Origin of the sequence: Luteimonas sp. RC10 (assembly GCF_014192745.1) — a bacterium.
In the GTDB taxonomy this organism is placed as follows: domain Bacteria; phylum Pseudomonadota; class Gammaproteobacteria; order Xanthomonadales; family Xanthomonadaceae; genus Luteimonas.
On record NZ_JACHYJ010000001.1, the window covers coordinates 77,445 to 97,659 of the forward strand.

At 67.4% G+C, this 20,215-nt stretch carries 21 protein-coding genes; 19 read left to right on the forward strand and 2 right to left on the reverse strand.

Annotated elements, in window-relative coordinates; translation table 11 throughout:
* Positions 1-3 precede the first annotated feature (3 nt).
* From leuC to FHW73_RS00325, 14 genes are all read left to right on the forward strand, one after another.
* On the forward strand, positions 4-1,431 hold the full coding sequence (leuC, locus tag FHW73_RS00260) for a 3-isopropylmalate dehydratase large subunit (protein ID WP_183424716.1): 1,428 nt from the start codon (positions 4-6) through the stop codon (positions 1,429-1,431).
* Between the two features lie 47 nt (positions 1,432-1,478).
* Positions 1,479-2,060 (forward strand): 3-isopropylmalate dehydratase small subunit, encoded by a 582-nt coding sequence (leuD, locus tag FHW73_RS00265; RefSeq protein WP_183424717.1) that lies wholly within the window; start codon positions 1,479-1,481, stop codon positions 2,058-2,060.
* Positions 2,050-3,129 carry a 3-isopropylmalate dehydrogenase gene (gene leuB / locus FHW73_RS00270; RefSeq protein ID WP_183424718.1) on the forward strand — a complete coding sequence of 360 codons (1,080 nt, stop codon included), beginning with the start codon at positions 2,050-2,052 and terminating at the stop codon, positions 3,127-3,129. Before leuD ends, leuB begins: the two co-directional genes overlap by 11 nt.
* On the forward strand, positions 3,126-4,475 hold the full coding sequence (gdhA, locus tag FHW73_RS00275) for an NADP-specific glutamate dehydrogenase (protein WP_183424719.1): 1,350 nt from the start codon (positions 3,126-3,128) through the stop codon (positions 4,473-4,475). The genes leuB and gdhA overlap by 4 nt, the downstream gene beginning before the upstream one ends.
* A 43-nt stretch (positions 4,476-4,518) precedes the next feature.
* Complete coding sequence (ilvD, locus tag FHW73_RS00280; RefSeq protein WP_183424720.1) at positions 4,519-6,357, forward strand: dihydroxy-acid dehydratase; 1,839 nt, start codon at positions 4,519-4,521, stop codon at positions 6,355-6,357.
* A 94-nt stretch (positions 6,358-6,451) separates the two neighbouring features.
* A complete protein-coding gene (locus tag FHW73_RS00285) occupies positions 6,452-6,670 on the forward strand; it encodes an AbrB/MazE/SpoVT family DNA-binding domain-containing protein (RefSeq protein WP_197076421.1) in 219 nt (72 codons plus the stop codon).
* Entirely contained in the window at positions 6,667-7,065 is a 399-nt protein-coding gene (locus FHW73_RS00290) for a type II toxin-antitoxin system death-on-curing family toxin (protein WP_183424721.1), read from the forward strand. Before FHW73_RS00285 ends, FHW73_RS00290 begins: the two co-directional genes overlap by 4 nt.
* A 158-nt stretch (positions 7,066-7,223) precedes the next feature.
* Positions 7,224-7,703 carry an N-acetyltransferase gene (locus tag FHW73_RS00295; protein WP_183424722.1) on the forward strand — a complete coding sequence of 160 codons (480 nt, stop codon included), beginning with the start codon at positions 7,224-7,226 and terminating at the stop codon, positions 7,701-7,703.
* A 17-nt stretch (positions 7,704-7,720) separates the two neighbouring features.
* Entirely contained in the window at positions 7,721-8,035 is a 315-nt protein-coding gene (locus FHW73_RS00300) for a carboxymuconolactone decarboxylase family protein (protein ID WP_183424723.1), read from the forward strand.
* Positions 8,019-8,222, forward strand: coding sequence for a hypothetical protein (locus FHW73_RS00305; protein WP_183425381.1), 204 nt, complete (start codon positions 8,019-8,021; stop codon positions 8,220-8,222). Before FHW73_RS00300 ends, FHW73_RS00305 begins: the two co-directional genes overlap by 17 nt.
* A gap of 33 nt (positions 8,223-8,255) precedes the next feature.
* On the forward strand, positions 8,256-8,567 hold the full coding sequence (locus FHW73_RS00310) for a putative quinol monooxygenase (RefSeq protein ID WP_183424724.1): 312 nt from the start codon (positions 8,256-8,258) through the stop codon (positions 8,565-8,567).
* Between the two features lie 176 nt (positions 8,568-8,743).
* Positions 8,744-10,810 carry a TonB-dependent receptor gene (locus FHW73_RS00315; RefSeq protein WP_255492530.1) on the forward strand — a complete coding sequence of 689 codons (2,067 nt, stop codon included), beginning with the start codon at positions 8,744-8,746 and terminating at the stop codon, positions 10,808-10,810.
* Between the two features lie 103 nt (positions 10,811-10,913).
* Positions 10,914-11,519: a hypothetical protein gene (locus FHW73_RS00320; RefSeq protein WP_183424726.1), complete on the forward strand. Its 606-nt coding sequence runs from the start codon at positions 10,914-10,916 to the stop codon at positions 11,517-11,519.
* A 107-nt stretch (positions 11,520-11,626) separates the two neighbouring features.
* Complete coding sequence (locus FHW73_RS00325) at positions 11,627-12,766, forward strand: ATP-binding protein (protein ID WP_183424727.1); 1,140 nt, start codon at positions 11,627-11,629, stop codon at positions 12,764-12,766.
* Between the two features lie 6 nt (positions 12,767-12,772).
* On the opposite strand, the gene FHW73_RS00330 is transcribed toward FHW73_RS00325, so the two are convergent.
* A complete protein-coding gene (locus tag FHW73_RS00330; RefSeq protein WP_183424728.1) occupies positions 12,773-15,121 on the reverse strand; it encodes a two-component regulator propeller domain-containing protein in 2,349 nt (782 codons plus the stop codon).
* Positions 15,122-15,365: 244 nt separating this feature from the next.
* Here FHW73_RS00330 and FHW73_RS00335 point away from each other — a divergent pair, with 244 nt between their 5' ends.
* Both FHW73_RS00335 and FHW73_RS00340 read left to right on the forward strand, forming a co-directional pair.
* Positions 15,366-16,571 (forward strand): OmpA family protein, encoded by a 1,206-nt coding sequence (locus FHW73_RS00335; protein ID WP_183424729.1) that lies wholly within the window; start codon positions 15,366-15,368, stop codon positions 16,569-16,571.
* A 48-nt stretch (positions 16,572-16,619) separates the two neighbouring features.
* Positions 16,620-17,009 (forward strand): DUF6180 family protein, encoded by a 390-nt coding sequence (locus FHW73_RS00340; protein WP_183424730.1) that lies wholly within the window; start codon positions 16,620-16,622, stop codon positions 17,007-17,009.
* Positions 17,010-17,313: 304 nt separating this feature from the next.
* On the opposite strand, the gene FHW73_RS17535 is transcribed toward FHW73_RS00340, so the two are convergent.
* Positions 17,314-17,862: a phage integrase N-terminal SAM-like domain-containing protein gene (locus tag FHW73_RS17535; RefSeq protein WP_345776122.1), complete on the reverse strand. Its 549-nt coding sequence runs from the start codon at positions 17,860-17,862 to the stop codon at positions 17,314-17,316.
* Between FHW73_RS17535 and FHW73_RS00345 the strand changes: the two genes are divergently transcribed.
* The 3 genes from FHW73_RS00345 to FHW73_RS00355 all read left to right on the forward strand — a co-directional run bounded on the left by FHW73_RS00345 (position 17,756) and on the right by FHW73_RS00355 (position 19,783).
* Complete coding sequence (locus FHW73_RS00345) at positions 17,756-18,418, forward strand: hypothetical protein (protein WP_183424731.1); 663 nt, start codon at positions 17,756-17,758, stop codon at positions 18,416-18,418. The genes FHW73_RS17535 and FHW73_RS00345 overlap by 107 nt on opposite strands.
* Positions 18,419-18,487: 69 nt before the next feature.
* Positions 18,488-19,135, forward strand: a complete 648-nt coding sequence (locus FHW73_RS00350; RefSeq protein ID WP_183424732.1) for an HNH endonuclease signature motif containing protein — start codon at positions 18,488-18,490, stop codon at positions 19,133-19,135.
* 66 nt (positions 19,136-19,201) lie between these two features.
* Positions 19,202-19,783, forward strand: coding sequence for a hypothetical protein (locus tag FHW73_RS00355; protein WP_221187376.1), 582 nt, complete (start codon positions 19,202-19,204; stop codon positions 19,781-19,783).
* Positions 19,784-20,215: the final 432 nt, after the last annotated feature.

The following is a 20,215-nucleotide window of genomic DNA, read 5'->3' on the forward strand; positions in this document are numbered from 1 at the left end:
GCAATGACCGCCAGTTCGCCCAAGACCCTGTTCGACAAGCTGTGGGATGCGCACGTCGTGATCCCCGAGACCGACGCCGCGCCTGCGGTGCTCTACATCGACCTGCATCTGATCCACGAGGTCACCTCGCCGCAGGCCTTCACCGAGCTGCGCGCGCGCGGGCTGTCGCCGCGCCGGCCCGACCGCACAAAGGCGACCATGGACCACTCCACGCCGACGCTGCCGGCGGGGCCCGACGGCCGCCTGCCTTACGCCAACGCGGCCGCCGAGAAGCAGGTCGAAACCCTCGCCGCCAACTGCGCGCAGTTCGGCATCGAACTTTTCGACATGGCCTCCGACCAGCGCGGCATCGTCCACGTGATCGCGCCCGAGCAGGGCTTCACCCAGCCGGGCATGACCATCGTCTGCGGCGACAGCCACACCTCGACCCACGGCGCGTTCGGCGCGCTCGCCTTCGGCATCGGCACCAGCGAAGTCGGCAACGTGCTGGCCACGCAGTGCCTGTTGCAACGGCGGCCCAAGACGATGGCGATCACCGTCGAAGGCACGCTCGCACCGGGCGTCGGCGCCAAGGACGTGACCTTGCATGCGATCGGGGTGATCGGCGTCAACGGCGGCACTGGCCATGTCATCGAGTACCGCGGCTCGACGATCGAGGCGATGGACATGGAACAGCGCATGACCTTGTGCAACATGTCGATCGAGGCCGGCGCGCGCGCCGGCATGGTCGCGCCCGACGACACCACCTTCGACTGGATCTCGCGCACGCCGCGCGGCCCCAAGGGCGCGGACTTCGACGCCGCGGTCGCGTCCTGGCGCACGCTGCGCAGCGACCCGGGCGCGGTGTTCGATGTCGAAGTGCGCATCGACGCCGCCGACATCCGCCCGACGCTGACCTGGGGCACGCACCCGGGCACCGCGATCGGTGTCGACGTCCCGGTGCCCGAGGCCAGCGATGCCGCCGAGCGCAAGGGCCAGGACTACATGCGCGTCGCCGCCGGCCGGCCGCTGGCCGGCATGCCGGTCGACGTGGTGTTCGTCGGTTCGTGCACCAACGGCCGGCTGCGCGACATGCGCGAGGTCGCGCAGGTGCTGCAAGGCCGCCGCGTCGCGGACGGCGTGCGCATGCTCGTGGTGCCCGGCTCGGAGATCGTCAAGCGCGAGGCCGAGGCCGAGGGAATCGACGCGGTCGTGCGCGCGGCCGGCGCCGAATGGCGCGAGCCGGGCTGCTCGATGTGCATCGCGATGAACGGCGACCTGGTCGCACCCGGACAACTGGCGGTGAGTACCAGCAACCGCAATTTCGAAGGCCGCCAGGGGCCCGGCGCGCGCACGCTGCTGGCCTCGCCGACCACCGCCGCCTGGGCGGCCGTGCGCGGGGTCGTCGCCGATCCGCGCGAGCTGTTCGACGATCGCCGGGCGGTGGCCTGATGCACGCGTCACGATCCCCTTCCGCCCCTTTGCCTGAAGACACGCCGATGCCTGCCAGTTCCCGGATCGTCTCGGCCAGCGTCGTGCTGGCCCAGACCAACATCGACACCGACCAGATCATTCCTGCACGCTTTCTGTCCACCACCGAGCGCCAGGGCCTGGGCCGGCACGCCTTCAACGACTGGCGCTGGCGCGAGGACGGCACGCCCAATCCCGACTTCGCGTTCAACCAACAGCACTACGCCGGCCGCGAGATCCTGCTGGCCGGGCGCAACTTCGGCTGCGGCTCCTCGCGCGAGCACGCGCCGTGGGCGCTGCGCGACCTGGGCTTGCGCGTGGTCGTGAGCAGCGAGATCGCCGACATCTTCCGCAACAACGCGCTCAAGAACGGCCTGCTGGCAGTGGTGCTGCCCGAGGCGGTTGTCCAGGACCTGATGTCGCGGCCCGACGACGTGCTGACCGTCGACATCGAGGCCTGCGAGCTGCGCACGCCGGACGGTGCCGTCCATCGTTTCCCGCTCGACGCGTTCGCGCGCACCTGCCTGCTCGAGGGCGTCGACGAGATGGGCTACCTGCTCGCGCGCAGCGCCGAGATCCGATCCTACGAGGAGCGCCACCATGCACGCTGACATCGTCGTATTGCCGGGCGACGGCATCGGCCCGGAAGTGACCGCCGCCACGGTCGAAGTCCTGCAGGCGGTCGCGCACCGCTTCGGCCACCACTTCACGCTGCACGAGCACCTGATCGGTGGCGCCGCGATCGACGCCACCGGCCAGCCGTTGCCCGATGCCACACTGGCGGCCGCGCGCGATGCCGATGCGGTGCTGCTGGGCGCGGTCGGCGGCCCCAAGTGGTCGGCGCCCGAAGCCCCGGTGCGTCCGGAACAGGGCCTGCTGGCGATCCGCAAGGCACTGGGCCTGTACGCGAACCTGCGCCCCGTGCGCCCACATGCGGCGGCCGCGGGTGCCTCGCCGATCAAGTCGCACTTGCTGGCCGGCGTGGACCTGCTGGTCGTACGCGAACTCACCGGCGGCATCTACTTCGGCGACAAGACCCGCAGCGAGACACAGGCGACCGACCTGTGCCGGTACTCGGTCGAGGAGGTCGAGCGCGTCGTGCGTCGCGCCTGCCTGCTCGCCCGCGGGCGCCGCGGCCACGTGACCTCGGTCGACAAGGCCAACGTGCTCGAGACCTCGCGGCTGTGGCGCGAGGTCGCCACCCGCGTCGTGCGCGACGAGTTCCCCGACATCACCCTCGAGCACCAACTGGTCGATTCGATGGCGATGCATCTGCTGGCCAAGCCGCGCGCCTACGACGTGATCGTGACCGAGAACATGTTCGGCGACATCCTGACCGACGAGGCCTCGATGCTCGCCGGCTCGCTCGGCCTGCTGCCGTCGGCGTCGCTGGGCGAGGGTTGCGTCGGCATGTACGAGCCGATCCACGGCTCGGCGCCCGACATCGCCGGCCGCGGCATCGCCAACCCGGTCGGCACGATCCTCAGCGCCGCGCTGCTGTTGCGCTACTCGCTGGGTCTGTCGCAGGAAGCGGCCTGCATCGAGCAGGCGGTCGACGCAGTGCTCGACGCCGGCGTGTTCACCGCCGACCTCGCGCCGCACGACGCGGCCCGCTCGACCCGCGAGGCCACCGACGCGATCGTGCAGCAATTGGCCCTGGCCAGCGAACAGGCGGCATGAGCGGCGGCGACGCCGAACTCGACGCGTTCCTGCGCACGGTCGCCGCGCGCGATCCGCACCAGCCCGAGTTCCTGCAGGCCGTGCGCGAAGTCATGGCCAGCCTGTGGCCGTTCCTGGCGCGCCACCCGCACTACCGCGACCAGGCGCTGCTCGAGCGCTTGATCGAACCCGAACGCGTGGTGCAGTTCCGCGTGCCCTGGGTCGACGATCGCGGCCGCGTGCAGGTCAACCGCGCCTGGCGCGTGCAGCACAGCGCGGCGATCGGCCCGTTCAAGGGCGGCATGCGCTTCCACCCGTCGGTGAATCTGTCGATCCTGAAGTTTCTGGCCTTCGAGCAGACCTTCAAGAACGCGCTGACCACATTGCCGATGGGCGGTGGCAAGGGCGGCTCGGACTTCGACCCCAAGGGGCACAGCGACGGCGAGGTGATGCGCTTCTGCCAGGCGCTGATTGCCGAGCTCCATCGCCACCTGGGCCCGGACACCGACGTGCCGGCCGGCGACATTGGCGTGGGCGCGCGCGAGATCGGCTTCATGGCCGGCTATCTCAAGAAGCTCGCCAACCACGCCGGCTGCGTGTTCACCGGCAAGGGCCTGAGCTATGGCGGCAGCCTGATGCGCCCGGAGGCCACCGGCTACGGCACCGTGTACTTCGTCGAGCAGATGCTGCACCACGCGCGCCGCGACACCGACGGGGCGCGGGTGCTGATCTCGGGCGCCGGCAATGTCGCCCAGTACGCCGCACTCAAGGCCATCGAGCTCGGCGGTCGCGTACTGACCGTCTCCGACTCGGGCGGCACGCTGTACGCCAAGGCCGGCTTCGACAACGAGGCGGTCGAGGCGCTGATCGCGCTGAAGAACCAGCGCCGCGGCCGGCTGGCCGAACTGGCGGACGACCCGCGTTTCGACTACATCGAAGGCCAGCGCCCCTGGCACATCCCGGCCGAGATCGCCCTGCCCTGCGCCACCCAGAACGAGCTCGACGAAGCCGATGCGCGCAGGCTGATCGACAACGGCGTGATCTGCGTGGCTGAAGGCGCGAACATGCCGTGTACGCTCGAGGCGATCGACGCGTTCCAGGCCGCCGGCACGCTGTACGCGCCCGGCAAGGCCAGCAACGCCGGCGGGGTGGCGACTTCGGGCCTGGAGATGAGCCAGAACGCGCTGCGCCTGGCCTGGCACCACGCCGAGGTCGACGAGCGCCTGCACGCGATCATGAAGGACATCCACGGCCACTGCGTCCGCCACGGCAAGCGCGCCGACGGCCGCGTCGACTACGTCGCCGGCGCCAACATCGCCGGCTTCATCAAGATCGCCGATGCGATGCTCGCCCAAGGCGTCATCTGACTGCTCCCTCTCACCACCCGCCTCGCCAACCGCAACCATCCTCATGCCCGATTACCGCTCCCGCACCTCCACTTCTGGTCGCAACATGGCCGGCGCCCGCGCGCTGTGGCGCGCGACCGGCATGACCGACGGCGACTTCCACAAGCCGATCGTCGCAATCGCCAACTCGTTCACCCAGTTCGTGCCCGGCCACGTGCATCTCAAGGACATGGGCCAGTTGGTCGCGCGCGAGATCGAGCGCGTGGGTGGCGTGGCCAAGGAGTTCAACACCATCGCGGTCGACGACGGCATCGCGATGGGGCACGACGGCATGCTCTACTCGCTGCCCAGTCGTGAACTGATCGCCGACGCGGTCGAGTACATGGTCAATGCGCACTGCGCCGATGCGCTGGTGTGCATCTCCAACTGCGACAAGATCACCCCGGGCATGCTGATGGCCGCCTTGCGGCTCGATATTCCGGTGGTGTTCGTCTCGGGCGGGCCGATGGAAGCGGGCAAGACCAGGCTCGCCGACCACAAGCTCGACCTGGTCGACGCAATGGTGCTGGCCGCCGACCCCGCCGCCAGCGACGAGCAGGTCGCCGCGGTCGAGCGCAGCGCGTGCCCCACCTGCGGCTCGTGCTCGGGCATGTTCACCGCCAACTCGATGAACTGCCTGACCGAGGCGCTGGGCCTGTCGCTGCCGGGCAACGGCACCCTGCTGGCCACCCACGCCGATCGCAAGCAGCTGTTCCTGCAGGCTGCGCGCACCGCGGTCGAGCTGTGCCACCGCTGGTACGGCGGCGAGGATCCGACCGCGCTGCCGCGTGGCATCGCCACCTTCGAGGCGTTCGAGAACGCGATGACGCTCGACATCGCGATGGGCGGCTCGACCAACACCATCCTGCACCTGCTGGCCGCCGCGCAAGAAGCCGGCGTCGACTTCACGATGGCCGACATCGACCGGCTCTCGCGCCGCGTGCCGCAGCTGTGCAAGGTCGCCCCCAACGCGCCCGACTATCACGTGGAGGACGTGCACCGCGCCGGTGGCGTGCCGGCGATCCTGGCCGAACTCGCGCGCGGCGGCTTGCTGCATACGGATGTCGCCACCGTGCACGCCAGAACGCTCGGCGACGCGCTCGCGGCCTGGGACGTCGCCACCGTGCAGGACGACGCGGTGCAGACGTTCTTCCGCGCTGGGCCGGCCGGCATCCCCACGCAGACCGCCTTCAGCCAGGCCACGCGCTGGCCTACGCTCGACCTCGACCGCGCCCAAGGCTGCATTCGCGACCTGGCGCACGCGTACTCGCAGGAAGGCGGCCTGGCCGTGCTCGCCGGCAACCTCGCCGCCGACGGCTGCGTGGTCAAGACCGCCGGCGTCGATGCCGCGATCCATGTGTTCGAGGGCCCGGCGCGCGTCTACGAAAGCCAGGACGCCGCAGTCGCCGGCATCCTCGGCGATGAGGTGCAGCCCGGCGAGGTCGTGGTGATCCGCTACGAAGGCCCCAAGGGCGGTCCCGGCATGCAGGAGATGCTGTATCCGACCAGCTACCTGAAGTCCAAGGGCCTGGGCAAGCGCTGCGCGCTGCTGACCGACGGTCGTTTCTCCGGCGGCACCTCCGGCCTGTCGATCGGCCACGTCTCGCCCGAGGCGGCCGCCGGCGGCACGATCGCCCTGGTCCGCAACGGCGACCGCATCCGCATCGATATTCCCAACCGTGCCATCGATCTGTGCGTCGCTGCCGAGGAACTCGCTGCACGCCGCACCGCGCAACACGCGCTCGGCTGGAAGCCGGCCCAGCCACGCCCCCGCAAGGTCACCGCCGCCCTCAAGGCCTATGCGCTGCTGGCGACCAGTGCGGACAAGGGCGCCGTGCGCAATCTGGCGCTGTTGGGCGACTGAACGCCGGTGCGCCTGTCTCTGATAACCGGTTGACCAGGGCCACCGACCGGAGTGTAATTACGTTCGTAATAACTCTTCGGACATCGCCATGACCATGCTCAAGCTCACCCGCATTGGCAATTCGGTCGGTGTCGTGTTGCCGAAGGACATCCTCTCCCGGCTCAATCTCGAAGCGGGCGATGCGCTCTACCTCAGCGAGTCTCCCGACGGCTATCGCCTCTCGCCCTACGATCCGGAGTTCGAGCGGCAGATGGAGGTCGCGCGCAAGGTGATGAAGCGGCGGCGGGCAGCGTTGCGAGAACTTGCGAAGTGAACGATTGGCTGTGGCTGAGCCGAGCGTTGATCATCGCCATGCACGAGGATCAGCTCGCTGAACATGGCGGAGGTGTGGGCCTTCGCGATCCGGACCTCCTCGACACCGCGCTCGCCAAACCGCAGCAATGCCTCGCGTACGGTACGCCCCCTCCCGACTTGGCCGCACTCGCTGCGGCCTATGCGCATGGGATCGCCCGGCTGCATCCCTTCATCGATGGCAACAAGCGCACGTCGCTCGTCGCCGCAGAAACCTTCATCGAGTTGCACGGCCACCAGCTGGACGCGAGCGACGCCGACTGTGTGCAGATTTGGTTGCAAGTCGCCTCCGGCGATATGGACGAGACCGCGCTCGCCGCGTGGATCAGAACACGTCTGCGGCCTGTCGATGCCTGAACTTCGCGCCGGCGCGCTCGCGACAAACCGAACACCATAAGACTTGGCAGGCACATCGCGTGTCCACCCGCGTGTGGCTGTCCTCATGTGCAGGTATTCCAGACGCGTTGACGCTAGGGGCATACTGACCAACGGATTGCCTTCGCGCGACGCATACGATGATCAGGACTTTCGCACACGACGACATGGAAGCCGTCCTCGACATCTGGCTGCGGGCATCCGTCCGCGCCCATGACTTCGTACCGCCCGACTTCTGGCAGGGCCAGCTCGAGGCCATGCGCACTCAGTACCTCCCGGCCGCCGACGTCCATGTGTTCGAGTACGCGGCGACCGTCGCCGGCTTCAGTGCGCTGGTCGAGGATCGACTGGCCGCGCTGTTCGTCGCACCGGAGCGACAGGGTCAGGGCATCGGCACGGCGTTGTTGCGGCATGCCCAGCAACGCAGATCGAGCCTGGAACTGTCGGTGTACGCATCCAATGCGCCCAGCATCGCGTTCTACCAGTCACATGGGTTCTCGATCGTGGGACACACCGTCGATGCCACCACGGGCCAGGACGAGTACACGATGCGATGGATGCATCCGGAAGCATCGCGCCAGGCCACGCCGGCCGCGGCCCCGTTCGATTCCACCCGTTGAGCCCCGAAGGAGCCTCGATGCACATATCGCCCGCATTTGCGTTGTTCATGCAGCAAGCACCGGAGCATGCCCAGGCCTGGCGCCAGGCCGCCGATGCCTTGGGCGCCGCCAGCGCACTGGATGCGAAGACCGCGGACCTGGCCTATCTCGCGGTCCTGGCCGCCACCGGCAACACCTCGGGCCTGGCGTTCCACGTCCAGTCGGCCAAATCCCACGGTGCCTCGCGGCAGGAAGTCCTGAGCGCGGTGCTGGTCGGCCTGCCCGCGGCGGGCGCGGTGGTCATCGGCGCCCTCCCCGCCGCCCTGGAGGCCTTTGATGAGCAAGACCAATAAAGACTGGCATGCGCAGCACCGCATGCCCGAGCATGCGACGGCCGAGCAGCGCCTCGCCTGGCATCGGGCCCACGCGGCGGCCTGCGGCTGCCGCCCGCCGCCGCCCGACATCCAGCGGCAGATCGAGGCTCGACCGCATGGTCACGTCGACAGCGCCGCACAGACCAAACCAGACCGTTCGTCCTAAAAGGCGCCGCTGCAACAGCCAGGAGCCCACCGCATGTACGGATTGATCGGAAAGATGACGCTGGCGCCCGGCCAGCGCGCGCTGGTGGTGTCGACGCTGCTGGACGGCACCCAGGCAATGCCAGGTTGCCTGAGCTACATCGTGGCCGAGGACCCGTCCGATGCGGATGCGATCTGGGTGACCGAGGTCTGGGTCAGCCAGGCCGATCACCAAGCCTCGCTCGCGCTGCCGGCTGTGCAGGCGGCCATCGCGAAGGCCCGGCCGCACATCACCGGCTTCGCCGAACGGTTCGAGACGACGCCGCTCGGCGGCTACGGACTGGCTGCCGCCGGCAGGTCCGGCTGACCGCACACGGCAGGCACAAGATGACCTCGCGTGCGCAGCGGACCCGCCGCGCGCGTTGACAGGGTTTCACCTGCACGCAAGAATTTCGCGCTTCGGGCCAGCCAGACCGCCACGCCCTCGTCTTGATCGAGGAAGTCATGGTGCGCAGGCGTTGCCGGTTGTTCGTCGCTGTTTCGTTGTCCGTCTGCGCCGCCGCGCATGCCCAGGACCCCACCGCCCGCACGCTCGACAAGGTCGTCGTCACCGCGTCGCGCACCGGTCAGCTCGCCGAGACCGCGCCGCAGACGGTGGTGATCATCGATCGCGAGCAGATCGATCAGCAGTTGCGGTTGAGCAGCAACTCGTCGGACGTGTTGTCCAACCTGCTGCCCGCCTACACCCCCAGCCGCGGCAAGCTGACGGGCAGCGGCGAAACGCTGCGCGGCCGGACGCCGCTGATCCTCGTCGACGGCATCCCGCAGTCCAACCCGCTGCGGCCGACCGGGCGCGAGGCGCACACGATCGACTACGCGATGGTCGAGCGCATCGAGGTGATCCAGGGCGCCAGTGCGATGAACGGTCTGGGCGCGACCGGCGGCACGATCAATCTGATTACCCGCCGTCCCGAACCGGGCCAGGTGCAGCAGCACCTGGCGTTGCAGACCACCGCGGCCACCCATCGGGTGGATGACGAGACGATCGGCGTCCGTGCCGACTACCGGATCAGCGGGATGCAGGGCCAGTGGAGCTACTTGCTGGGCGCCGGTTACGAGGACCAGGGGCTGTGGCTGGACGGCAACGGCACTGCCATCGGCACCGATGTCACCCAGGGCGACCTGATGGCGTCGAAGGCCTTTGATGTCCACGCCAAGCTCGGTTACTGGATCGATGCGAATCAGGAACTGCAGTTCAGTCTCAACCGCTATCGCATCCGCGCCGACGGCGACTACCTCACCGTGCCGGGCGACCGCGCCAGCCGGCGGCCGACGACCTCGGTCCGCGGCACCCCACCGGGCACGCCGGCCTGGAACGATGTCTGGACGACCGGGCTGAGCTACACCCACCACGACCTGGCCGGCATGACGTTGCAGGCGATGGTGTTCAACCAGGAATTCGAAGGCCTGTTCGGCGCCGACCGCTCGTCGAGCTTCCAGGACCCGGAGATCGCGCCGATCGGCACGCTCTACGACCAGTCCCGCTCGCTGGCCTCCAAATGGGGCGCCAAGACCAGCCTGGGGCGCGACGATCTGCTCGACGGCCGGCTGAAGCTGACCACCGGCATCGATGCGCTGTGGGACAGTGGCGAACAGGACCTCTACGCGACCGGCCGGACCTACGTGCCCGAGTCAAAGTTCCGCAGCCTCGCCGCGTTCGTGCAGGCCGACTACCGGCTGCTGCCCAAGCTCACGCTGCAGGGCGGCTGGCGGCACGAGGACGCCAAGCTGCGGATCGACAGTTACCGCACGTTGTACCGCTTCAACCGGGTCGACGTGGAAGGCGGCGAGCTGTCGTTCCAGCAGTCGCTGCGCAATGTGGGGCTGGTGTATGCGCCGTCCGACACTTTCAACGTCTACACCAGCTACTCAGAGGGCTTCGGCATGCCGGATGTCGGCCGCGTGCTGCGCGCGATCGACACACCCGGTACGTCGGTCGCCGACCTGCGGTCGCTCGAACCGATCCTCACCCGTAATGCCGAAGTCGGCGCGCGGCTGCGGACCGGGGCCTGGGACGTGGACGTGAGTGCGTTCCAGTCGCGTTCGGACTTCGGTGCGCGGGTGGTCGCAGTCGATGGCGCCTTCCAGCTGTCGCGCGAGAAGACCGCGATCGAGGGCGTGGATGCGAGCGTGCGCTATCGCATCGATGAGGCCCATCGCGTCAGCCTGTCCTACGCCTGGACCCGCGCCCGCTACGACAGCGACGCCGACGGCCGGCTCGATGCGCGGCTCGACGGCCTGAACGTCGCACCCAACCGGCTGATCGGCACCTGGTCGGCGCAGTGGACGCCGACGCTGTCGTCGTTCGTCCAGGGCCAGGTCGCCTTCGACCGTAGCTTCGACGACCCGGCCAAGACCTTCGACGGCTACGCGCTGCTCAACGCCGGGCTGGACATCGCACTGGCCCGCGGCAGCGTCAGCCTGGGCATCGCCAACCTGCTCGACCGGCAGTACATCAGCTACTACTCGCAGAGCGCGCTGGTCGAGCCGGCGCGCTACTTCGCCGGTCGCGGCCGCACGGTGACGGTCGGCTATCGGCTGGACTTCTGAGGCTCGCGGGCATCGCGCGCGCATCCAATTCCGTGGCGCCGCCTTCGGCGCCGCATCGCCGATGCGATAGTGTGCGGTTCACGCCGACGCGAGGTTCACTGCGATGCCCTGGATTCCCTTGCTTGTGGCCATGACGCTCAGCGTCGACGCCCCCCCGCCTGCACCCGTCGACTGCAGCGTGGATCGCGATGCGATGCTGGCGTTGTCGATCGATGCCTTCGACCAGGACATCAATGGCGGATGGCGCCCGTTGGGGGAAGGGCGCGGCTGCCATCTTGCTGCCGCTGAGCTGATCGCCGAGTACCGTCGCGTGCATCGACCGGACGGGCACAACCTGCTCGACTGGCACGAGGCGCAGCTGCGCGCGAAAGGTGGCCAGACTGCGGAGGCGATCGCGCTCATGCGTCGATCCACGCGCGGCGAAGAAGGCGACCGCAGCGGATGGAACGCCTATGTCGCCGGCAGCCTCGCCTTCCTGGAAGGCGATCGGGCTGGGCTGCACGCCGCACGCGAGGCGCTTTCGGCCGTGCCGCCGCCTCCGGGCCTGCAGGCCCGCCCCGGCTTCGTGACCGTCCAGGGCCCCGAGGGTACCCCGATCGAGATTCCATGGCCGCCAAACCTCGACGTGCTCGAGGCGTTCGAGCGCTGCTTCGGCGATTCCTACCGGCACGCCTACGAAAGCCCGCAGTGCCGCAGGCAGACGCCCTAGCGAAAGGCACAGACGCGGACGGGACCACGCGCCTCACACCACTGCGTCAGGCTGCCTGAAGGGCGGCCCGCAAGCGCCGTCGATGCGATGGCCCGCATAATGCCGGCATGCCGCTCCGTCGCCATCCTGTCCAACGTGCGGTCGCCGCCGTCCTCATCGCCGCCGGCCTGGTCCTGCTCGGCCTGAGTTATGCCCGCTACGGCCTGGCGGCGCAGTCGGGCAGCGTGATGCTCAGCATCCTGCCGCTGTTGTTCGCCGGTCTACTGCTCGGACGTCGCGGATTGTGGGCGGCCGCCGCCGCCTACCTGGCGATCCTGTTGCTCGGCGCCCGGACGGACGTGCAACACCTCGCGCCGCATGTGCACGGATGGCGCGAGTTCGCCTCGCACCTGCTGCAGCCGGTGCTGGCCAATGCGATCGTCGCGCTGATTCTCGACCGGCTGATCCTCAAGTCCGACGTCGCGGCCCGGCGCAACCGCGAGTTGACGCTGATCTGCCGGCACCTCGAGCTCGAGATCCGCGACAAGGAAACCTCGCAGGCACAGTTGCTGCAATCCCAGCGTATCGATGCATTGGGCAAGCTCGCCGGCAACGTCGCCCACGACTTCAACAATCTGCTTGGCGTGGTGCTGGGATTCGCGCAACGCGGGCTCGACCATGCCGGGCTCGACGACGCAACGCGACACTGCCTGCAGCGGATCGAGGCCGCAACGCGGCGCGGCCGGACCTTGACCTCGAAACTGCTGACGCTGGTCCGCAGCGATGTAGCACTGCGCGAGACCTTCGATGCGAACCGGGCACTCGACGAACTGCAGCCGATGCTGCAATCGATCGCCGGCCCGCGCGTCGAAACCCGGGCCACACTGTGCGAGGACCCGGCATGGGTCCACCTGGATCGCGCAGAGTTCGAGGCCGCGGTGCTCAATCTCGCCAAGAACGCAGTCGATGCGATGCCCGGCGGCGGCCGGCTGGCGCTTGCAACCGAGGTGGATGGCGCGGCGGTGCGCCTGCGGCTGGAGGACACCGGCCATGGCATGTCCGCACAGACGCAGACGCGCATTTTCGAGCCCTTCTTCACCACCAAACCGCGCGAGCGCGGTTCGGGCATCGGCCTGGCGATGGTGCATCGGATCGTGACCGAGGCCGGGGGCACGATCGACTGCGACAGCGCCCCGGGGGCGGGCGCACGGTTCGTCCTGCAGTTCCCGCTCCAGGCCAAGCCGTCAGGCCCTGCCGTCGCGGCGTAGCGGGCGTCACCCGAGCGTGTGCCCATCCTGCAGCCGCGCCCGAGCGCGCTCGATCAGCGCATCGTAATCGCCGTCCTCCCCACGTCGTTCGCGCGTGGCCCACAGCAAGCACAGCAGCCCCGCCAGGCTCGCGGCCAGCCAGATCCAGTCGCGGCGGTACCATGGGATGGGACGCAGGAAGCGCAGCGTCACCGGCTCCGACCACCCGCCGTCGAAGTAGCGCGCCTGCGCCTCGAAGCGCAGTTCGCCCCAAGGGACATCGGGCAACAACACGCTGCGCCCCGCGTCCGCCTCGACCCACTCCGCCCCCTCGCCGACGCGGTAGCGCATGCGGGTGCGTTCGGGATCGGCCAGGCCGATGACCCCGACCACGATCTCCAGGTTGGCGGCATCCACGCCCAGCGTGGGCAGCGCATACGGGTCGAGCGGGCGCCCGGACAACGTGACCCGATCGACATAGGGCCGGGGTGGGTAGCGCGCGGCGACGTCCAGGCGGCCAGGCTCGACCCATCCGAAGCCGCGCATCATCGCGAACGCCTTGTTGCCCTGGGCATCGATGTGGCAGGCGGAGAACGTGACCCCGTTGAACTCCACCGGGTCGAGCCCCTCGGCCGCGCCGATCGTGCGCAGACGCGGACCGCTCGCGTCGATCGGACGCTCGAGCAGCACCGACAATCCCGCATTGCCGGCCATCCAGAAGCGGCCGCGACGGTCAGTCAGGATGCACGACACCGTATCGTCGGACAGGCCATCGGCGGTGGTGTAGCGCCGCATCCGACCCTGGTGGATGTGCACCAGCCCGCCGCCGTAGGTGCCGACCCACAAGCCGTCCTCGCCGTCGTGCACGGCGCGCGCGAACGCCGGCAGGCCGTCGGACGCAGTCCACTGCTCGACGACGACATCGTCGCGCACCCGGAACACGCCCCGATCGCCCACCACCCAGATGCCGCCGGCATGCGCATCGGCCAGTCGCGCGACATTGACGTCGGCGACGCCCGGAATCGCGTGCGCCGCCTGCACCGTGCCGTCTGCGTCGATGTCCAGCCGGCGTACGCCCTGCGATGACCCCGCCCACCAGGTGCCGTCGCGCGACCGCCAGATGCCCAGCATCTTGGCGCCCGGCCACTGCCAGGCCAGCTCCAGGCGCCCGTCGCGCAGCCGGCCCAGGCCGCCGGTCGAGCTGCCGATCCACAGCGTGGCCTGCGCGGCGTCGTAGAACAGGCTCGCGGTGCAGGCGTCCTGCATCGCGTCCTCGAGCGGCAGGCGTGTGACCTCGCCCGAGGGCGCCCGGTACCACAGCCCTTCGCAGCCGAAGCCCAGCCACAGGCCGCCGCGCCCATCGTCCTCGACCACGCGGCCGGGCGCACGGCCGCCGAATCCGGGCGCATGCAGCATCGCCACGTCACGGGGCCGCAGCCGCCACAGGCCGTGCGTCGGCGTGCCGATCCAGGTGTTGCCCAAGCCGTCGGGATGCACGGTCGCCGCATGCAGCGTCGAGGCGCCCGACACGGGATGCTCCCGACCGGCGTCGTCGAGCATGCGCAGCCCGTGGACGTCGTCGGACAGGAAGACTCGGCCGTCGCCCGCCGTGCCCAGCCGGGTATCGAGAGGCAGCGCGCTGCGCACACGCGTCCACTCGCCGGTCGCGGGCCGATGGCGATACAGCATCCGGTCGTGGGTGACCAGCCACAGCAGCCCTGGCGAGGCGGCCAGGTGGCGCACGGTCCGCCCTTCGGGCAGGCGCACGGGCGCCACGCCCTGCGGGCCCAGCCGCCACAGGCCGTCGTCGCCGCCGGCATAGACCGTGTCCTCGCCCGGCAACTGCGCCGACGCCAGCAACGCACGCGCACCGAGGAAGCGTTCGGCCTGCAGCGAGCGCATGTCGATCCGATAGATGCCCTGCGCGCCCTGCGCCCAGAGCGTGCGGTCGTCGACGGGCAGCAGACGGTCGATCTGGCAGCGCCCTTCGCACAGCCGCAGATGCCGGAAGCGGCCGCGCTCAAGCAGACTGATGCCCGCATCCTGGGTACCGATCCATAGCCGGCCCTGGCGGTCCTCGTGCAGCGACAGGATGCGATTGCTCGCGGGGCCCAGGCCATGGTCGCCGCCATGGACATGGTCGACCGAGCCGTAGACGCGGAAATCGCGCCCGTCGAACCGTACCAGCCCGCCGAAGGTCCCCAGCCACAGGAACCCGTCGCGGCTCTGCACGATGGCGTTGACGCTGACCTGCGGCAGGCCCTCGGCATCACCGTAGTGGCGCAGCGCATTGCCATAGGTCGGATCGAGCGGACCGGGCAGCGCGAACGCCGGCAGCCCCATGGCTACCAACGCCCAGGCCAGCCACATGCGCATCCATCGCCGCAGCAGGTGCCGCGGGCGGACGGGTGCGCTGGATGGGCACGGGGCGGGCGGCGACGATCGCATCGCCAGGACGTGGACAACAGGCAGGATCAATCCCCCGAAGGATGCTTCGGGCGCAGCTGGCCCGTTCGGCGCGCAGAGCGTACCGCATGGCGCACCGCGCGTTCGAAACGCATGGCTAACAATCCACCGCCTACCATCCGGCCAGCCGCCGGGCGCGGTGGAAAGGACGCGGATGCAAGCACTCCAAACCGGCATCATGCTGTGCGCGCTGGGGCTCGCGCTCACGGCGTGTACGAAGACCCCGACATCAGCGCATTCGGAAACCGAGACGCCACCTGCGCAGGCGGCCGCCGCCGCAGACGAGCCCGCGCCCGATGTCGAGCAGCCCGAGAGCGGGGTGCCCGAGATGCCGATCGTGCCGGCCATCGTGGTGCCCCCACTGCTGGGCGTCTCGCCGGCGCAGCGTGCGCTAGAGGGCGCGATGGCCGAAGTTCTCGATCCGGTCGCGGGCATCACGGTGTCCCCGGCACGATGCGGTGCCGATGGCGCCCTGCTCGACACCGCGGTCGCCACGTACTCGGACGCTCCCGGCGCGGTGGTGCGCAACACCGAGGGCGGGCTGTTCCGCATCGAGGCCGACGGCAGCAGCAGCGCAAATTTCGAAGGCGGCCTGATCACCGTGAACGCCGACGGCAGCGGCACGATCAACGGCGTGGCCGAGCCCGATGGCAGTGAGGCGATCCTGCGCGTCGAGGCCGACGGCTCGGGCAGCTACAACGGCAAGTCGGGCCTGATCCGCCTCGACGGCCAGGGCGGTGGCAGCTGGAACGGCGAGCACGGGCTGATCGTCTCCAATGGCGACGGCAGCGGCAGTTGGAATGGCCCACAAGGCCTGGTGCGTGTCGAGGCCGACGGCTCCGGCACGTGGAACGGCCCGCACGGTCTGATCGTCAACCATGGCGACGGCACCGGCACGATCGGACCGCCCGCGCGCCCGGTCAGGATGCCGCCGATGCCGCCCGTGCCGCCGGCCGGGCGCTTCCCACCGCTCCAGGCACTGGTGCCCCCCGGCGCCGCCTGCGGCTATGTCGTGACGTTGGACGACCGCGTGCTGTTCGACTTCGACAAATCCGACATCCGGCCCGACGCGGCGCACACGCTCGATGTCTTCGCCGAAGCATTGCGCGGCGTCGCCAGCGCCGAACTGGACATCCGCGGCCACACCGACAGCAAAGGCACACCGGCCTACAACCAGCCGCTGTCCGAACGCCGCGCCCGCGCCGTGCTCGACGCATTGCAGGCGCGGGGCGTCATCCATCGGGCGAGCGCGCACGGCCTCGGCGAATCGCAACCCGTCGCGCCCAACAGCATCGACGGTCGCGACAATCCCGCTGGCCGCCAGCGCAATCGTCGGGTCGAGGTGTTCGTCCGCGTCTGACGTGCCCGCTTGGTCCGTCCACAGGTTCCGTCCCACAAGGAGTCGCGCATGAAACAGGTCTCCCTGGCCACGCTGCTGGCCCTCGCGGTATCCGCGCCAATGGCATCGGCCACTGCAGACGATTTCAGCCTCGGCTACGACGTCGACCGCTATCCGGCAACCCAGTTGAACATCAAGGCCTGCCTGGCGGCGCTCGCCCGCGGCGCTGCCGCAGTCGGCTACACCACACGCGCGCAAAGCGACCAGGGCACGCTCGCTACCCATGTGTCGGGCCCGGCAGGCGGCGGCCGTGCGCTGGTCTCGTACTGCATCAGCGCCGGCGACCACACCGCATTCGTGGTGCAGGCACTCGATTACAGCGGGCCGGACAGCCGCGGTCCCGACACCATCAAAGCCCGCGTCGCCGCCGAGGTGCGCAAGGCTGCTGGCGCGCGCTGACTGTTCCCGGGGCGCGGCCGCCCAGCCACCACCCGACGGCACGGAGGCGACGGCCACGCGAGTTCCCCGCCGGGCCGCGCGGCCGACATCAACCGGAGGGGCCGACAACCGGTCGAGAGGACTCGGGACCGCTGATGCCCCGCGCCGAGCACATGCGTGCAGATTTGCGTCGTCGCGACATTTCTTGCATCCGAGCAATTCCTGCACCGTGTGGATGCCATGGCCGGCCTCCAGCAGATGCGTGGTGGCCGTCCGGCGCGGGCCAGTCCTCCAACCGCGGTAGATCGATCCCCAGCCCTTTGCGCTACAGAAACAGCAGCGCGGAGAGCGCCTGGTTCTGCGTTCCGGCCGACACGTTCGCATCCGTAGCCAACCGCGTGAGGAAACCCGCAATCTGGGTCATCCCCATGTCGCGCGGTTGAAGTCGCCCGTTGCGATGACGAACGCCGGATCCGCCCCCCCCCCCACGCCTGCTTGGTGCGCAGGCTGTAACGCCAGAGTCGGAGCCTGGCCCGGACCTGGTCCCAAAGTGGGGCGGCTTCCACCCCGTTACGCCTAGCTCGGACTCGTGTAATGCATACGCCGGTATCCGTTCTGGATAACGCGGACAGCTTCCGCGGCGACAGAATTCAGTGGAGCCCGGCAAGCTATTGATACGGCATAGGATTCTCCCTCTTCCCTCGGTATCGGTCATGACGGATACTCGGCCAGTACTGCGTTCAGGCAGTCCATAGGCGTTAGAGGTCATGGCAAAAAAATCGCGCGTTGCAAGACCAAAAGGTGATCTGGAGCGCGAGCTCCGGGAGCAAGTCGATCTACTTGAGCACGCTTGCAAGTCTTTCGATTCAGGCATGGAGGCAATTGGCAAGCACATAGCGCTCTCCCTCCGTGTACTACTCCACCATCAGAGGCAGTCACAGGCGCTTCTTGAGCAGCTTGGCCTTCGTGGTGGCTACTTCTACGATTCTGCCGGACCACTCAACCCGCGTAATCTTCTGCCAGAGTGCAACTTGGTACTTATGCGGTTGGCTCCCTCGGGCGCGGAGTACTTGCCTCTTGTAGCAGCAGGGGAACCGCCATTCCCACCTAAACTTGTACCGTTCGCAGACTGGTGGAACGAGCCAGTCCTTAAAGATGGCAAAGGTCGCATCCTGAGCCGTCGCGAGTTAGTCGCCAATGTCGCCGACACAGATGGTGGCGCTCACGTCGATCCAGAACTGGATGAGGCCTATATGGAGCTATCTCGGAGCAACTCGCTTGGATGGATTTTCCAGGTTGACGACGCGACCAATCCCCCAAAGGGACGGCCGGAACTGGCATGCATGCGTCAGATCGCACACGAGGTTCTGCTAACGCTTCGCCGCCGCCATCCAAAGCTGTTTGCGTCGGAATCAGGAAATGGTGTCTAGAAATTCATTCAAGCCGATGTCGGCTCGCGGCGCGACGTGGCTCAAGTCAGGCGCCAGGTCTCACCACACATGACAGTTCCTCTTCTTGATAGAACGCAATTTGGTCCGCCCGAGCATTGGGACGACGTCGTTCGCTCCTATCGAAGCTCAGCTAGATATGTACCAACAGCCTTAGAGCAGTTGCTTTTTGAGCTAGCTGGGCACCGCTGCACGATTTGTAAAGCTCCTTGGATGGAAGTTCATCACATCCTAGAACTTGAGAATGGCGGAGAAACTGCATACGAAAATCTAATTGTATTGTGCCCTAATTGCCATACCCGAGTGCACGCCGAGGGAGTTCCATCAGCCACAGAACTGCGTCACTACAAGGCAAAGCAGGAGATTGCTTACGAGCTCCCGGTTCTTTCTCGTCTATCTCATGAAGAACGATCATTCTTAAGAGAACTTTCAGCCAAGACAATCGAGCAGCGCCTTGCCTTCTCCAGGAGATTCTCCAAAGAAGTATCAGCATCAAGCCAAGACCAAGCCGTTGAGTCGTATCGCGCTGAAGTTGGTTACATTGAGCTGCAACGCAATGATATGGCCCGCGTAGACCTCGAACATGCGATCACTTTGACAGATGGAAATTCCGTGAGCGTCTCACTTAGAGTTCATCTCACCGGCAAGGGAACAAAGTGGCTTCAGTATCTTGAGGCCACAAAACGTGTTCCGGAATGAGGTCTAACAATATACTTAAGCAGACACCGCCTCTCGATGCGGCTGAATTCAGGCGTTAGATCTCACGTGGACGAATCCGCAGCGAAATGGGAGGAACTGCTTAACCCGGATATTGCTCGGGAGAAATTGATATCCGCCTCATTGTACATAGCCGCTTTTGAGATCTTGAAAGACTCGATCTGTAACAGGATCCGATCGTTCTACTCCATCGGCTTCGACCCAACTGGGTCTATCACTGATAGGAAGTATACGTCGGAGGTTCTCGCGAGAAACCGCAGCCCACTCTACGCATCCTTGGACTGGCTCAAAGAGCATGAAGTGCTTGACTCGGCAGATATCGAGTCTTTTGAGCGCATCAAAGCTATACGTAACAACATGGCGCACAACCTGCAATCTTTGATCTTCGGAGAGTCCAGCTTCGGACACGTCGAAATGTTTCAAGAGCTTGCAGCTCTACTGCGAAAGATCGAGGCCTGGTGGGTCATTAACGTCAAAATTCCTACCAACCCGAACTTCGATGGCCAGGAGATTGATGAGGACGGTGTCGTGCCTGGGCCAGTAATCATGCTTCAGATTATGATTGAGGTAGCAACTGGCAACAAAGAGTACTTAGACCGCTATCGGGAGATGTGCGGACGTGAGCACTAACCATTCATTCAAGCCGACGCCGCCTCGCAACACGGCTTAATTGAGGCGTTAGCCTCTATGGCAATTGCTAGGCTCCTGTGACTCCCTAGTTCAAACTGCGCCAGCTCAGCTTGTGGATCAGAACAACCCGAAGAACCTCGATCTTATGATGTGCGGCCCAGCCACTGAGATCTACCTACCCGATCCGCAGCGCCAAGTACCCCGAACGTTCGACTTGAGCATCTGCAGTTCATGAGCCCGGACGATCCGTGCGGACGCAACTTAGAGCATGACGCAATCACTTCACTGCAAGATCGTGCAAGTCAGATCGCGCATCCTCTCTGTCAGAAAGCAAGACATCTTTCAGCATCATGGTGCAGTACACGCTAACAGCTGGCAGCCCTAGTGACTTCGAAATGCGAACCATGAATGCGCCCGAGGAAGAGGAGCAGC